Origin of the sequence: uncultured Pseudomonas sp., assembly GCF_913777995.1 — a bacterium.
In the GTDB taxonomy this organism is placed as follows: Bacteria; Pseudomonadota; Gammaproteobacteria; order Pseudomonadales; family Pseudomonadaceae; genus Aquipseudomonas.
The window spans coordinates 40,772-55,358 of record NZ_CAJYVE010000039.1; the positions used below are offsets into that span (position 1 = coordinate 40,772).

General features: G+C 62.4%; 14 protein-coding genes. 3 read left to right on the plus strand and 11 right to left on the minus strand.

The window, feature by feature from the left end; translation table 11 throughout:
* Nucleotides 1-177: 177 nt before the first annotated feature.
* Nucleotides 178-2,745, plus strand: coding sequence for a DNA mismatch repair protein MutS (mutS, locus tag QZ497_RS17040; protein WP_295477213.1), 2,568 nt, complete (start codon nucleotides 178-180; stop codon nucleotides 2,743-2,745).
* A gap of 303 nt (nucleotides 2,746-3,048) precedes the next feature.
* Nucleotides 3,049-3,372: a ferredoxin FdxA gene (gene fdxA / locus QZ497_RS17045; RefSeq protein ID WP_295477064.1), complete on the plus strand. Its 324-nt coding sequence runs from the start codon at nucleotides 3,049-3,051 to the stop codon at nucleotides 3,370-3,372.
* A gap of 525 nt (nucleotides 3,373-3,897) precedes the next feature.
* On the opposite strand, the gene rpoS is transcribed toward fdxA, so the two are convergent.
* From rpoS to QZ497_RS17085, 8 genes are all read right to left on the minus strand, one after another.
* The gene (gene rpoS, locus QZ497_RS17050) at nucleotides 3,898-4,908 is read right to left on the minus strand and encodes an RNA polymerase sigma factor RpoS (RefSeq protein WP_295477066.1); all 1,011 of its coding nucleotides are present in this window, start codon (nucleotides 4,906-4,908) and stop codon (nucleotides 3,898-3,900) included.
* Nucleotides 4,909-5,013: 105 nt separating this feature from the next.
* Nucleotides 5,014-5,886: a peptidoglycan DD-metalloendopeptidase family protein gene (locus QZ497_RS17055; RefSeq protein WP_295477068.1), complete on the minus strand. Its 873-nt coding sequence runs from the start codon at nucleotides 5,884-5,886 to the stop codon at nucleotides 5,014-5,016.
* Nucleotides 5,887-6,069: 183 nt separating this feature from the next.
* Nucleotides 6,070-6,705 carry a protein-L-isoaspartate(D-aspartate) O-methyltransferase gene (locus QZ497_RS17060; protein WP_295477215.1) on the minus strand — a complete coding sequence of 212 codons (636 nt, stop codon included), beginning with the start codon at nucleotides 6,703-6,705 and terminating at the stop codon, nucleotides 6,070-6,072.
* Between the two features lie 41 nt (nucleotides 6,706-6,746).
* Nucleotides 6,747-7,496, minus strand: a complete 750-nt coding sequence (gene surE, locus QZ497_RS17065; protein WP_295477070.1) for a 5'/3'-nucleotidase SurE — start codon at nucleotides 7,494-7,496, stop codon at nucleotides 6,747-6,749.
* The gene (truD, locus tag QZ497_RS17070; RefSeq protein WP_295477072.1) at nucleotides 7,484-8,542 is read right to left on the minus strand and encodes a tRNA pseudouridine(13) synthase TruD; all 1,059 of its coding nucleotides are present in this window, start codon (nucleotides 8,540-8,542) and stop codon (nucleotides 7,484-7,486) included. Before truD ends, surE begins: the two co-directional genes overlap by 13 nt.
* Complete coding sequence (gene ispF, locus QZ497_RS17075; protein WP_295477074.1) at nucleotides 8,539-9,012, minus strand: 2-C-methyl-D-erythritol 2,4-cyclodiphosphate synthase; 474 nt, start codon at nucleotides 9,010-9,012, stop codon at nucleotides 8,539-8,541. Before ispF ends, truD begins: the two co-directional genes overlap by 4 nt.
* 67 nt (nucleotides 9,013-9,079) lie before the next feature.
* Entirely contained in the window at nucleotides 9,080-9,928 is an 849-nt protein-coding gene (fghA, locus tag QZ497_RS17080) for an S-formylglutathione hydrolase (protein WP_295477076.1), read from the minus strand.
* 105 nt (nucleotides 9,929-10,033) lie between these two features.
* Complete coding sequence (locus tag QZ497_RS17085) at nucleotides 10,034-11,146, minus strand: S-(hydroxymethyl)glutathione dehydrogenase/class III alcohol dehydrogenase (RefSeq protein WP_295477078.1); 1,113 nt, start codon at nucleotides 11,144-11,146, stop codon at nucleotides 10,034-10,036.
* Nucleotides 11,147-11,258: 112 nt separating this feature from the next.
* Between QZ497_RS17085 and QZ497_RS17090 the strand changes: the two genes are divergently transcribed.
* Nucleotides 11,259-12,155, plus strand: a complete 897-nt coding sequence (locus tag QZ497_RS17090; RefSeq protein ID WP_295477217.1) for a LysR substrate-binding domain-containing protein — start codon at nucleotides 11,259-11,261, stop codon at nucleotides 12,153-12,155.
* Here QZ497_RS17090 and ispD read toward each other — a convergent pair.
* From ispD to eno, 3 genes are all read right to left on the minus strand, one after another.
* On the minus strand, nucleotides 12,152-12,856 hold the full coding sequence (ispD, locus tag QZ497_RS17095) for a 2-C-methyl-D-erythritol 4-phosphate cytidylyltransferase (protein ID WP_295477080.1): 705 nt from the start codon (nucleotides 12,854-12,856) through the stop codon (nucleotides 12,152-12,154). The two genes, QZ497_RS17090 and ispD, sit on opposite strands and share 4 nt — an antisense overlap.
* Nucleotides 12,857-12,874: 18 nt before the next feature.
* Nucleotides 12,875-13,159, minus strand: coding sequence for a cell division protein FtsB (gene ftsB, locus QZ497_RS17100; protein ID WP_295477219.1), 285 nt, complete (start codon nucleotides 13,157-13,159; stop codon nucleotides 12,875-12,877).
* Between the two features lie 118 nt (nucleotides 13,160-13,277).
* Nucleotides 13,278-14,567: a phosphopyruvate hydratase gene (gene eno / locus QZ497_RS17105; RefSeq protein WP_295477082.1), complete on the minus strand. Its 1,290-nt coding sequence runs from the start codon at nucleotides 14,565-14,567 to the stop codon at nucleotides 13,278-13,280.
* Between the last annotated feature and the right edge of the window lie 20 nt (nucleotides 14,568-14,587).

The following is a 14,587-nucleotide window of genomic DNA, read 5'->3' on the forward strand; positions in this document are numbered from 1 at the left end:
TCTACACACGCAGACCGACCAGCAGCAGCGCAAAAGGTGTGCTCATGATTCGAGCCGATACGCGTGGTAACCTTGCGCGCATCGCATGGCCGGCCCGCCTGTTTGCCGGCCGCTACCTGACGGCAAAGTGCCCTCACCCACCGAACGAACCAGCATGATCCACTGATGAACAAAGCCATTACCGACCTGTCCGCCCACACCCCCATGATGCAGCAATACTGGAAGCTCAAGAACCAGCATCCAGACCAGCTGATGTTCTACCGCATGGGCGACTTCTACGAGATTTTCTACGAAGACGCGAAGAAAGCCGCCAAGTTGCTGGACATCACCCTCACCGCCCGCGGTCAGTCCGCCGGGCAGAGCATCCCGATGTGCGGCATCCCCTTTCACTCGCTGGAAGGCTATCTCGCCCGGCTGGTGAAGCTGGGTGAGTCGGTGGTGATCTGCGAGCAGATCGGCGACCCGGCCACCAGCAAGGGTCCGGTGGAGCGCCAGGTGGTGCGTATCATCACGCCGGGCACGGTGAGTGACGAAGCACTGCTCGACGAGCGCCGCGACAACCTGCTGGCCGCCCTGCTGGGTGACGAGCGCCTGTTCGGCCTGGCAGTGCTCGACATCACCAGTGGTCAGTTCAGCGTTCAGGAAATCGTTGGCTGGGAAAACCTGCTGGCCGAGCTGGAACGTATCAATCCGGTGGAGCTGCTGATCCCCGACGACTGGCCGCAAGGCCTGCCGGCCGAGAAGCGCCGTGGTTCGCGGCGCCGGGCCCCGTGGGACTTCGAGCGCGACTCGGCACACAAGAGCCTGTGCCAGCAGTTCGGCACCCAGGACCTGAAGGGCTTCGGCTGCGAAACCCTGACCCTGGCCATTGGTGCCGCCGGCTGCCTGCTGGCCTACGCCAAGGAGACCCAGCGTACTGCCCTGCCGCACCTGCGCAGCCTGCGTCACGAGCGCATGGACGACACGGTGATCCTCGACGGCGCCAGCCGCCGCAACCTGGAGCTGGACACCAACCTGGCCGGTGGCCGCGACAACACTCTGCTGTCGGTCATGGACCGCTGCCAGACCGCGATGGGCACGCGCTTGCTGATCCGCTGGCTGAATCGTCCACTGCGCGACCTGCCGGTCATTCAGGCTCGGCAGAGCGCCATCAGCTGCTTCCTGGACCGCTACCGCTTCGAAGGCCTGCAACCGCAGCTCAAGGACATTGGCGATATCGAGCGTATCCTGGCGCGTATCGGCCTGCGCAACGCCCGCCCGCGAGACTTGGCACGCCTGCGCGACGCACTGACTGCCCTGCCCCAACTGCAGGACGCCATGGCTGACCTTGAAGCCCCACACCTGCAACAGCTGGCGCGTACCGCCGGGACCTACCCTGAACTGGCCGACCTGCTGCAACGGGCGATCATCGACAATCCTCCCGCCGTGATCCGCGACGGTGGCGTACTCAAGACCGGTTTCGATGCCGAACTGGACGAGCTGCAGTCGCTGAGCGAGAACGCCGGCCAGTTCCTCATCGACCTGGAGGCACGTGAGAAAGCCCGTACTGGCCTGGCCAACCTGAAAGTCGGCTACAACCGCGTACACGGCTACTACATCGAGCTGCCGACCAAACAGGCCGAACAGGCTCCGGCCGATTACATCCGCCGCCAGACCCTCAAGGGTGCCGAGCGTTTCATCACCCCCGAGCTGAAAGAATTCGAAGACAAGGCGCTGTCGGCCAAGAGCCGCGCCCTGGCACGGGAGAAGATGCTCTACGAGGCGCTGCTCGAAGACCTCATCGGTCACCTTGCACCACTGCAGGACACCGCTGCGGCACTGGCCGAACTGGACGTGCTGAGCAACCTCGCCGAGCGGGCACTGAACCTCGACCTGAACTGCCCGAGCTTCGTCGCCGAACCGTGCATGAAGATCGAGCAGGGTCGCCACCCGGTGGTTGAGCAGGTGCTGTCCAGCCCCTTCGTGGCTAACGACCTGGCCCTGGACGACAACACCCGCATGCTGGTCATCACCGGTCCGAACATGGGCGGTAAATCGACCTACATGCGCCAGACGGCGCTGATCGTGCTGCTGGCCCACATCGGTAGTTTCGTCCCCGCGGCCCGCTGCGAGCTGTCGCTGGTCGACCGCATCTTCACCCGCATCGGCTCCAGTGACGACCTGGCCGGCGGCCGCTCGACCTTCATGGTGGAGATGAGCGAAACGGCGAACATCCTGCACAACGCCACCGACCGCAGCCTGGTGCTGATGGACGAAGTAGGCCGCGGTACCAGCACCTTCGACGGCCTGTCGCTGGCCTGGGCTGCGGCAGAATGTCTCGCCCAGCTGCGCGCCTACACCCTGTTCGCCACGCATTACTTCGAGCTGACCGTGCTGCCGGAAAGCGAACCGCTGGTCGCCAACGTGCACCTGAACGCCACCGAGCACAACGAACGAATCGTGTTCCTGCATCGCGTGCTGCCCGGCCCCGCCAGCCAGAGCTACGGCCTCGCCGTGGCCCAACTGGCCGGGGTTCCGGGCCGGGTCATCAACCGTGCCAAAGAGCATCTGCAGCGCCTGGAGACCACCAGCCTGCCTCACGAGCAGCCCAAGGCCAAACCCGGCAAGCCGGCAGCGCCGATGCAGAGCGACCTGTTCGCCAGCCTGCCGCACCCGGTGCTGGAAGAACTGGGGCGGCTGAAACCCGATGACTTGACACCTCGTCAGGCGCTGGATCTGCTGTATTCATTGCAAACACGGCTGTGACGGCAAGCGTAACAAGCTGTTAGAATCCGGCGCGGTTTTCGGGTGCTCTCAGCAATCAGTCTGATCGAGCCATCGCACGAACCACCAGCCGCGTGAAAGCGCAGCAAACCCGGGGTCGAGCGGCAGGCGGGCCTGACCAACCCGCCTGTTGGGCCGTTTACCCGCCGGCTGATGAGCGCATGAATCGCGACGCTGCCCATCCGCCCTTGAACGATGTGTTTTCGCACGGTTTGGTGTAATAGCCGAGCCCGGCATGCCTGTCTGATATGGCGATGCTGTCGCCGCCTGAGGAGAAAATTAGAAATGACCTTCGTCGTCACCGACAACTGCATCAAGTGCAAGTACACCGACTGCGTAGAAGTCTGTCCGGTGGACTGCTTCTACGAAGGCCCGAATTTCCTGGTGATTCACCCGGATGAGTGCATCGATTGCGCACTCTGCGAGCCTGAGTGCCCGGCCCAAGCCATTTTCTCCGAAGACGAGATCCCGGCTGGCATGGAAAACTTCATCGAACTCAATGCCGAACTGGCAGAAATCTGGCCCAACATCACCGAGCGCAAAGACCCACTGCCCGACGCGGCAGATTGGGATGGCAAGACTGGCAAGATCGCCGATCTGCAGCGTTGATCCGAAAGGCCCCATGTGGGCCTTTCGTGTTATAGAGCCCCATTTTCAATGGGCAAAAAAAAGGGGCGGTATAACCGCCCACATTTTTTCCCTAATCCATTCGATCCCTTTCATCGTCCTGATGAAACGCCTCCTGCGTGATCCTTGAAAGCCTGCTTCCTTGTAGGCCCGTGCCACTCCGTCGACACAGTTCCGATAATAATGTTTTTTCCCCTTGGCGCAATGCCCTCGTGTCGAGACAAAAACGCCAAAAAAGCGCATTAAAAGATAAAAATCCTTGAAAATCATAACGATAAGAAAGATTTACAACATATCAAGGCAATGAATTTACAGCCTCAAACAACACTTGCTTACAGTTTAAGTAAGCAATGGCTTACACATTCAGATACCCGAACACGGAAAGTTAAAAATAATTAAACCCGAAATATATGTAATTGTAAGAACACGTTCATCAATGTGTGCTCAGCATGAAAAAAGCCGATATCGACAGACGGCTATCGATATCGGCTTTGGCTCTTGCAACGCTTACTGGAACAAGGACTCGCTGGAGAGACCGTTCTTTTCGAGAATCTCGCGCAGGCGCTTGAGGCCTTCGACCTGGATCTGCCGAACCCGCTCGCGGGTCAGGCCGATTTCCAGCCCTACATCCTCCAGCGTGCTGCTCTCATGACCGCGCAGCCCGAAGCGGCGAATCACCACCTCCCGCTGTTTTTCGGTCAGTTCGGAGAGCCACTGGTCGATGCTCTGGGACAGGTCGTCATCCTGAAGCAGCTCGCAAGGGTCAGTTGGGCGATCGTCGGTCAGGGTATCGAGCAGGGTCTTGTCGGAATCCGGCCCCAGGGACACATCCACTGAAGATACCCGCTCGTTGAGTCCCAGCATGCGCTTGACCTCGCTGACCGGCTTTTCGAGCAGGTTGGCGATCTCCTCCGGAGAGGGCTCATGGTCGAGCTTCTGGGTCAGCTCACGAGCCGCACGCAGATAGACGTTCAGTTCCTTGACCACATGAATCGGCAGCCGGATGGTCCGGGTCTGGTTCATGATGGCGCGCTCGATGGTCTGGCGAATCCACCAGGTCGCGTAGGTCGAGAAACGGAAGCCTCGTTCAGGGTCGAATTTTTCGACCGCACGGATCAACCCCAGGTTGCCCTCTTCGATGAGGTCGAGCAGCGAAAGGCCGCGATTGACGTAACGCCTGGCGATCTTGACCACCAGCCGCAGGTTGCTCTCGATCATCCGCTTGCGACCGGCTGGGTCGCCCTTCTGCGACAAGCGCGCAAAGTGGACTTCTTCTTCCGGGGACAGAAGCGGCGAGAAACCTATTTCGTTGAGGTAAAGCTGGGTAGCGTCTAACGCTCGGGTGTAGTCGATGTACTTGTGCTGTTTGAGCGATGAGGAAGTTTTGGCCTTGGCGCGAGCCGAGACTGCAGTGGACGACTGCTTCTCGTCAGACACCTGCTCCAGGACAATGCCGGCTTCCATGAGGAGCACTTCATCATCGATGTCAAACTCCGGCGCTTCGTTGCTAAGAGCCATTGTTATAGTCCTTTGGTGAGTTCGACCTCAAGCTCCAGTGTCACCTGATTTCCGTGGCAACACTTGAGCCTGTTCCTATCTACGCCAGGAACAGGCTGACAATGTTCAACGCTTTGGCAGGAATTGCAGTGGATCTACAGGCTTACCTTGTCGGCGAATCTCGAAATGCAGTTTCACCCGGTCAGTTCCTGTTGACCCCATCTCGGCAATCGTCTGCCCAGCCTTGACCTGTTGCCCTTCCCGTACCAATAGCCTGCGATTGTGACCGTAGGCGCTGACGTAGGTATCGCTGTGTTTGATGATTATCAGTTCGCCGTAGCCCCGTAATCCACTTCCGGCGTAAACAACCGAACCATCAGACGCGGCTAAAACAGGCTGTCCCAAATCTCCCGCGATATCAATGCCTTTATTCAAACTACCGTTTGAAGAAAATTTACCTATCAAAACGCCACTAGCCGGCCATGCCCAGCCGCTCGGCGAACGCTCTGCAGCGCCGGCCGGTGTGCTGGCAGCCGGCGGGATGACCACCGGTGTAACAGCCACCGGTTTGGAAATGACCGTGGTCTTTACAGAGCCGGAACTGCTGGTCGTGGTCGAACTGGTCGAGGTGCTGGGCACCGGCCGACTCGTAGCAGCAGCCACGACGGGGGCACCTTCGGAGCGGCCATCGAAACGGATCGTCTGCCCCGGACGGATGGTATAGGGCTCGGGAATCTGGTTGCGGGCCGCCAGCGCTTTCCAGTCCCAGCCATAGCGGAAGGCGATGGAAAACAGCGTATCGCCCCGTTTGACCACGTACTGCCCGGTGGTAACCGCCGGGCGCTGCGCGACCTGGTTGCCGTTGCGGTCCACCACGCGCACGCCACCGGAGGGCGAACTGGCGCAGCCGGCCAGCAGGACGCTGAAGGCAATGCCAAGAACGAGATGCTGAAAGCCTGTCATCGATGATCCAAGCTGCCGAATGCCCCTGAGACTCACCCGCCACTCCCTTTACCGGTGACTGAATTGAAAGACGCCAAGTTGTGCAGAAACAATCGAGAACCGCCCTTTAGTCTGAGATGAAACGAGGCCTGAAGCCGCGGGGCCTGCCTGATAATGCCACGCTGCCAGCTTCTGGCTGCTCGATAGACCGGCGCGGCTGTGCAGAATTCACTGCAGCGCTCAAGCCAGCGGGCCATTGAGCAGCGGCACGAAACGCACGGCACCCAGTACGTGACGCGAGAAGCCCTCGTCCTCACGCACGATGAGCATCAGTTGCTGGACCTCACCGGAACCGACCGGGATCACCATACGCCCACCGGGCGCCAGCTGGTCCAGCAGGGCCTGGGGCACATCGGTCGCCACTGCGGTGACGATGATGCCGTTATAGGGCGCCAGCGCCTGCCAGCCCTCCCAGCCATCACCCCAGCGAAACACCACGTTGCGCAGGTTCAGCTCGACCAGGCGCTCCTTGGCGCGGTCCTGCAGGACCTTGATACGCTCGACGGAAAACACGCGCTCGACCAACTGCGCCAGCACGGCAGTCTGGTAGCCCGAGCCGGTACCGATCTCCAGCACTTTGTCGAGCGGGCCGGCCGCCAGCAGCAGCTCGCTCATGCGCGCCACCATATAAGGCTGGGAAATGGTCTGGTTATGGCCGATCGGCAGTGCAGTGTCTTCGTAGGCGCGGTGCGCCAGGGCTTCGTCGACGAACAGGTGCCGGGGCGTACGGCGGATCACCTCCAGCACCTGGGTGTTTGACAGCCCTTCTTCGTAAAGGCGCTGGATCAGTCGCTCGCGGGTACGCTGCGAGGTCATGCCGATTCCGCGGCGCAGCAGGTCATCTTGTTCGCGGGGCATCAGCGCAGTCCCTCCAGCCAAGTGTTGAGGCTGTCGAAACCGTCCCGGTAGGTCCGGTCGAGCTGTAAAGGGGTGATCGACACGTAGCCCTGCATCACGGCGTGGAAGTCGGTGCCCGCACCGCCGTCCTCGGCATCGCCTGCGGCGGCGATCCAGTAGCCGGCACGCCCACGCGGGTCCACCACCTTGACCGGTGCGGCAGCGCGGGCACGATGCCCCAGGCGGGTCAGTTGAATGCCACGCACCCGGTCCAGCGGCAGGTTGGGGATATTGACGTTCACTACGGTACGCGGCGGCAGGTCGAGCTGCTCATGGGCCTCGACCAGCAGGCGCGCATAGTGCGCCGCGGTGGCCAGGTTGTCGGTCTGCCGGGAAAGGAACGAGAAGGCGAAGCTGGGCCGCTCCAGAAAGCGGCCTTCCAGCGCAGCGGCGACCGTCCCCGAGTAAAGCACGTCGTCGCCAAGATTGGCGCCCAGGTTGATGCCCGACACGACCATGTCGGGCTGCTCCGGCAACAGGCCATTGAGCCCCAGGTGCACGCAGTCGGTCGGAGTACCGTTGACACTGATGAACCCGTTGCCCAGCACCTGGGGATGCAGCGGGCGGTCGAGGGTCAGCGAGCTGCTGGCGCCGCTCCTGTCCTGATCAGGGGCGATCACCACGCACTCGGCATGCTCCGCCAGCGCCGCGTACAGCGCCGCCAGACCGGGTGCGGCGACCCCGTCATCGTTAGAAATCAGAATACGCATGGGTTGTCCGTAAGCCCGACCGGCACCAGATCGACGAGTTCACGGACCACGACGGTCGCGAAGCATCCGGGCGGAAGGACGAATTCCAGTTGCAGAATGTCAGGCTCCGGATAATGCCACGTCAGACGCCCAATGGGCAGTCGCAGGATGCGACGCTCGTGTTCCATTCCCGCCCTGACCAGCCAGTCGCGCAATGACGCCTCGCCGTCTGCCACGGCATTCTCCAGCTCGGCACTGGTGCCTGCGGCGGGTGATGGCCCTTCGCCCCATTGCGGTCCGGTGGGATGCAGGTCGAGAATCGCCAGACGCGGGTCATGGCACTCCTCGACACCGGCCGGGAAAAAACTGCGGCTGCCGGTGAAGGCCAGCAGATCGCCGACCTGCGCCTGGTTCCAGGTGCCGTCGGCAACGCGCCGGGCCAGCACCCGGTTGAACAGGTAGCTGCGTGCGCTGGACAGCAGCCGGGAGCGCACTGCGCGCTGCTCGGGCAGGGCCTGGCGTGCGGCGAACTCCTGGGCCTGCGCCACATTGCCGCCTTGGTGACCGAAACGCTGGGTGCCGAAGTAATTGGGCACGCCTTGGGCCGCCAGGGTTTCCAGGCGCAGCTGCAGGGCAGCCTGGTCGGCCTGCAGACGGGTCAGGCGCAGGGTGAAGCCATTGGCGGCATGCGCACCGCGCTGCAGCTTGCGGCGGTGGCGGACGCTGCGCAGGATGCTCAGGGTCGCGTCCTCGGCAGCCGACAAATCAGGGTCGGCCTTGCCAGGCAGCTGAATGCTGAACCATTGGCGAGTCAGTGCCTGGCGGTCCTTGAGCCCGGCATAGCTGACGGTGCGCAACGGCACCCCGGCGGCACGCGCCAGTCGTCGCGCGGCTTCTTCAGTGTTCAGGCCGCGCTTCTCGACCCACAGCCAAAGGTGCTCGCCATCGCCGGACAGCGGAATGTCCAGCACTTCATCAACCTGGAAGTCTTCGGCCACCGCCTTGAGCTGCGCGGTGCCCAGTGCCGCGCCATGAGCCCGGGGGCCCAGTAGTTGCAGTTCGTTCATGCCGACAGCAACAGCGCGACGGCATGCACCGCGATGCCTTCCTCACGACCGACGAAGCCGAGCTTTTCAGTGGTGGTGGCCTTGACGTTGACCTGGTCGAGCTGCACCTGCAGGTCTTCGGCGATCAGTTCGCGCATAGCCTGGATATGCGGGGCCATCTTGGGTGCCTGGGCAACGATGGTGGCGTCGACGTTGCCGACCTTCCAGCCCTTCTCCTGCACCAGTTTGAGCACGTGGCGCAGCAGCACGCGGCTGTCGGCGCCCTTGAACTGCGGGTCGGTATCAGGGAAGTGCCGACCGATGTCGCCCAGCGCCGCCGCGCCCAGCAGTGCATCACTCAGGGCATGCAGCAGGACATCGCCGTCGGAATGGGCCAGCAGACCGAAACCATGCGCGATGCGCACCCCGCCCAAGGTAATGAAATCGCCTTCGGCGAAACGATGCACATCGTAGCCATGACCTATACGCATAGAAAAACGCCCTGAAAAAAGTCAGGGCGGAATTCTACCTGCTTTGGCGCGCCTTGGGGCCGCTGTATCAGTAGGCTTTCAAGGCTGTCGCGTGGTGACGCAGGTGTTCTTCGATGAAGCTGGCGATGAAGTAGTAGCTGTGGTCATAACCAGGCTGCATGCGCAGGTTCAGCGGATGCCCCGCCGCCCTGGCGGCCTGTACCAGCGCCTCTGGCTTGAGCTGATTGACCAGGAAGTCGTCGCGGTCGCCCTGGTCGACCAGAATCGGCAGCTTCTGGGTCGCCTGGGCCAGCAACAGGCTGGCATCCCACTCGCGCCAGCGCGAACGGTCCTCCCCCAGGTAGCGGGAAAAGGCCTTTTGCCCCCACGGGCAGTCCACGGGGTTACAGATCGGCGAAAACGCCGAGACCGACTGGTAGCGCCCCGGGTTGCGCAACGCACAGACCAGCGCCCCATGCCCGCCCATCGAATGGCCGCTGATACCCCGCGCCTGGGACGCCGGGAAGTGCACCTCGATCAGAGCTGGCAGCTCATCGACCACGTAGTCGTACATCCGGTAGTGCCGAGCGTAGGGTTGCTCGGTGGCGTTAAGGTAGAAACCGGCACCCAGGCCGAAGTCCCAGGCACCGTCCGGGTCACCGGCCACGTCCGGGCCACGCGGGCTGGTGTCCGGGGCGACGATGATCAGCCCCAGCTCGGCGGCCATGCGCTGGGCACCGGCCTTCTGCATGAAGTTCTCGTCGGTGCAGGTCAACCCCGACAGCCAGTACAGCACCGGCAGCTTGCCGCCCTGCTCGGCCTGAGGCGGCAGGTACACGGCGAACACCATGTCGCACCCCAGTGCACTGGAATGATGCTTGTAACGCTTGTGCCAGCCGCCGAAGCTTTTCTGGCAGGAAATGTTTTCCAAACTCATCGATTGGCTCCCAGCTGCAGGCCACGGGCGACAGGCGAGTCCGCAACTCCCTGCCGACCGAAACCCGAGCTTTCATCTTGTGACTGGAGGCGTGAGGCTGGCGCCTTAGAAATGCACCACCGAACGGATGCTCTTGCCTTCGTGCATCAGCTCGAAGGCTTCGTTGATCTGCTCCAGGCCCATGGTATGGGTGATGAACTTGTCCAGCGGGATCTCGCCGGTTTCCGACTTCTGCACATAGGACGGCAGTTCGCTACGGCCCTTGACGCCGCCGAATGCCGAGCCGCGCCATACACGGCCTGTGACCAGTTGGAACGGACGGGTGGAGATTTCCTGCCCGGCACCTGCCACACCGATGATCACCGACTCGCCCCAGCCCTTGTGGCAGCATTCCAGCGCAGCACGCATCAGTTGCACGTTGCCGACACACTCAAAGGAGAAGTCCACGCCGCCATCGGTCATCTCGACGATGACTTCCTGAATCGGACGCTGATGGTCCTTGGGATTGACGAAATCGGTGGCACCCAGCTCACGGGCGATGTCGAACTTGGCCGGGTTGATGTCGATGGCGATGATGCGCGAAGCCTTGGCCATCTTCGCGCCGATGATCGCCGCCAGGCCGATGCCGCCCAGACCGAAGATCGCCACGGTGTCGCCTTCCTTGACCTTGGCGGTGTTGAGCACCGCACCGATGCCGGTGGTCACGCCGCAACCGAGCAGGCAGACCTTTTCCAATGGCGCTTCCTTGGGGATCTTGGCCAGGGAGATTTCCGGCAGCACGGTGTACTCGGAGAAGGTCGAGCAGCCCATGTAGTGGTAGACCGGCTCGCCGTTGTAGCTGAAGCGGCTGGTGCCGTCAGGCATCAGGCCCTTGCCCTGGGTGGCGCGTACGGCCTGGCAGAGATTGGTCTTGCCCGAAGTGCAGAACTTACACTTGCCGCATTCGGCGGTATACAGCGGAATGACATGGTCGCCGACCTGCAGCGAGGTGACGCCCTCGCCCACCGCCTCGACGATACCGCCGCCCTCATGGCCCAGCACGCATGGGAAGACGCCTTCGGAGTCCTGACCGGACAGCGTATAGGCGTCGGTGTGGCAGACACCACTGGCCACGATGCGCACCAGCACCTCGCCGGCCCGTGGCGGCTGCACATCCAGCTCGACGATGCGCAGGGGTTCATTGGGCGCGAAGGCGACAGCGGCACGTGACTTGATCATGCGGAAACTCCTTGATGGGTGAAAAGCGATTTCAGGAGTGTATTACAGCCCAGGCTGGTGAATAATCGGGCCAAAGCAAAACATTATTGCCACACAGGGATAATCGATGTTCATCAATGGCTGGGAAGGCATCGACGAGTTCGTCGCGGTCGCCGAATGCGGGCAGTTCACTGCCGCCGCGCAGCGCCTGGGGGTTTCCTCATCACACATCAGCCGGCAGATCGCCCGCCTGGAAGAGCGCCTGCAGAGCCGCCTGCTGTACCGCAGCACTCGGCGTGTCGCACTCACCGAAGCCGGGCAGACCTTCCTGCAGCATTGCCAACGCCTGCAAGACGGCCGCGAAGAAGCGTTGCGTGCCATCGGTGATCTCACTGGCGAGCCCAAGGGCCTGCTGCGCATGACCTGCGCCGTGGCCTACGGTGAGCGCTTCATTGCCCCGCTGGTTACCCGCTTCATGGAAAAGCACCCACAGTTGCGGGTCGATATCGAGCTGTCGAACACCACGCTGGACCTGCTGCAGGAGGGCATGGACCTGGCCATCCGCCTGGGCCGCCTGCAGGACTCGCGCCTGGTCGCCACCCGCCTGGCGCCTCGGCGCATGTACCTGTGCGCCTCCCCGTCCTATCTGGAACGCTACGGTCGCCCGCACAGCCTGTCGGAACTCAACCGGCACAACTGCCTGGTCGGCAGCAGCGATACCTGGCTGCTGCAGCAGAATGGGCGGGAATTCTCGCAACGCGTGCACGGCAACTGGCGCTGCAACAGCGGCCAGGCGGTGCTGGACGCCGCGCTCAATGGCATGGGCCTGTGCCAACTACCGGATTACTACGTGCTCGAACACCTGCAAAGTGGTGCCTTGGTGTCATTGCTGGAGCCGCACCAGCCCCCCAACACCGCCGTGTGGGCGCTGTACCCTCAGCAGCGGCATCTGTCACCGAAAGTGCGCAACCTGGTGGACTATCTCAAGCAAGGGCTGGCACAGCGCAAGGAATACCTCGGCGCCTACTAAGCGAAGGAGCGGCGCTGGCGCAGCCATTCCAGGTCTTCGGGGCGGGTGACCTTGATGTTGTCTGAGCGGCCTTCGACCAGCCGCGGGGCTTGCCCGGCCCATTCGATGGCCGAGGCTTCATCGGTGATCGCCGCGTTGGCCACCAGACTGTCGGCCAGGGCGCGGTGCAGCGTCCCCAGGCGAAACATCTGCGGTGTATAGGCCTGCCAGATCAGGCTGCGATCCACGGTTTCCGATACGCGCCCATGGGCATCGGCACGCTTGAGGGTGTCGCGCGCCGGCACCGCCAGCAGGCCACCGACCGGGTCATGCGCCAGCTCACCCAGCAGGTTGTCCAGGTCACTGCGTGCCAGGTTGGGGCGTGCCGCGTCGTGCACCAGGACCCAGTCGTCGTCGCTGGCACCTTGAGCGTGCAGGTGCAGTAGCGCATTGAGCACCGAGTCGGCGCGTTCCTTGCCACCTTCGACGCGCTGGATGCGTGAATCCAGCGCGCAAGGCAGGGTCGGCCAATAGGGGTCTTCGGCAGCCAGGCTGATCACCAGCCCTTTGAGTCGGGGATGGTCGAGAAAACACAGCAGGCTGTGTTCGAGAATGGTGAGAGCGCCCAGCATCAGGTATTGCTTGGGACGATCCGCCGCCATTCGGGCACCAACGCCCGCAGCGGGAATGACTGCCCAGAAGGCAGGAAGAGAGTCGTGCATCGAGGCCTTCGCGTCAGCTCAGCGTGCCAATTGGTAGAGGGTTTCGCCGTCCTTGACCATGCCCAGCTCGTGGCGGGCGCGCTCTTCGACGGTTTCCAGACCCTTCTTGAGTTCCGTGACCTCGGCGTCGAGAACCCGATTGCGTTCCAGCAGGTTTTCATTTTCAGCGCGCTGTTCGGCAATCTGCTTGGTCAGGCTGGCGACTTGCGCCAGGCTGCCATTGCCCACCCAAAGGCGGTACTGCAGGCCGGCCAGCAACAGAAGCAGAACGAGGAACAACCAATAGGGACTGCGCATCGAGATATCAATTATCCGGTAATGAAACGGCATTGAGCCTGACCAAGGCCAGGCTCAATCAGTACAGCCTCGGCACTGGCCCGCGCACCCCGTGCGAAGGCCCTGCCGTTTTACCACCTATGACTCAGCCGCGAAACTCCGCACGGCCGCGATAAACGGCCTTGGCGCCCAGTTGCTCTTCGATACGCAGCAGCTGGTTGTACTTGGAGACGCGGTCGGAGCGGCACAGCGAACCGGTCTTGATCTGACCGGCGGCGGTGCCAACGGCCAGGTCGGCGATGGTCGAGTCTTCGGTTTCACCGGAGCGGTGCGAGATCACTGCGGTGTAGCCAGCCGCCTTGGCCATCTGGATGGCTTCCAGGGTTTCGGTCAGCGAGCCGATCTGGTTGAACTTGATCAGGATCGAGTTACCGATACCTTTCTCGATGCCTTCCTTGAGGATCTTGGTGTTGGTCACGAACAGGTCGTCACCGACCAGCTGCACCTTGGTGCCGATCTTGTCGGTGAGGATCTTCCAGCCAGCCCAGTCCGACTCGTCCAGACCGTCTTCGATGGAGATGATCGGGAAGCGCTCGGTCAGGCCTTTCAGGTAGTCGGCGAAACCTTCGGCATCGAACGACTTGCCTTCGCCCGACAGGTTGTACTTGCCGTCTTCGTAGAATTCGCTGGCCGCGCAGTCCAGGGCCAGGGTCACGTCGGTGCCCAGCTTGTAGCCGGCTTTCTCGACCGCTTCGGCGATGGCGCCCAGGGCGTCTTCGTTGGAAGCCAGGTTCGGGGCGAAGCCGCCTTCGTCACCCACGGCAGTGTTCAGGCCACGAGCCTTCAGCACAGCCTTGAGGTGGTGGAAAATCTCGGTGCCCATACGCAGGCCGTCGGAGAAGGTCTTGGCGCCAACTGGCTGCACCATGAACTCCTGGATATCGACGTTGTTATCGGCATGCTCGCCGCCGTTGATGATGTTCATCATCGGCACCGGCATGGAGTACTGGCCCGGAGTGCCGTTCAGGTTGGCGATGTGCGCGTACAGCGGCAGGTCCTGGTCCTGGGCGGCGGCCTTGGCAGCGGCCAGGGACACGGCGAGGATGGCGTTGGCGCCCAGCTTGGCCTTGTTCTCGGTACCGTCCAGTTCGATCATGGCGCGGTCCAGGGCTTTCTGGTCGATCGGGTCCTTGCCCAGCAGCAGGTCGCGGATCGGGCCGTTGATGTTGGCAACGGCTTTCAGCACGCCCTTGCCCAGGTAACGGCTCTTGTCTCCATCACGCAGCTCGAGCGCTTCGCGCGAACCGGTTGAGGCACCGGACGGCGCGCAAGCAGTACCGATGATGCCGTTGTCGAGAAGCACATCCGCTTCGACGGTGGGGTTGCCACGGGAGTCGAGAACTTCACGACCTTTGATGTCGACGATTTTTGCCATTGTTGTAAACACTCCGGGAT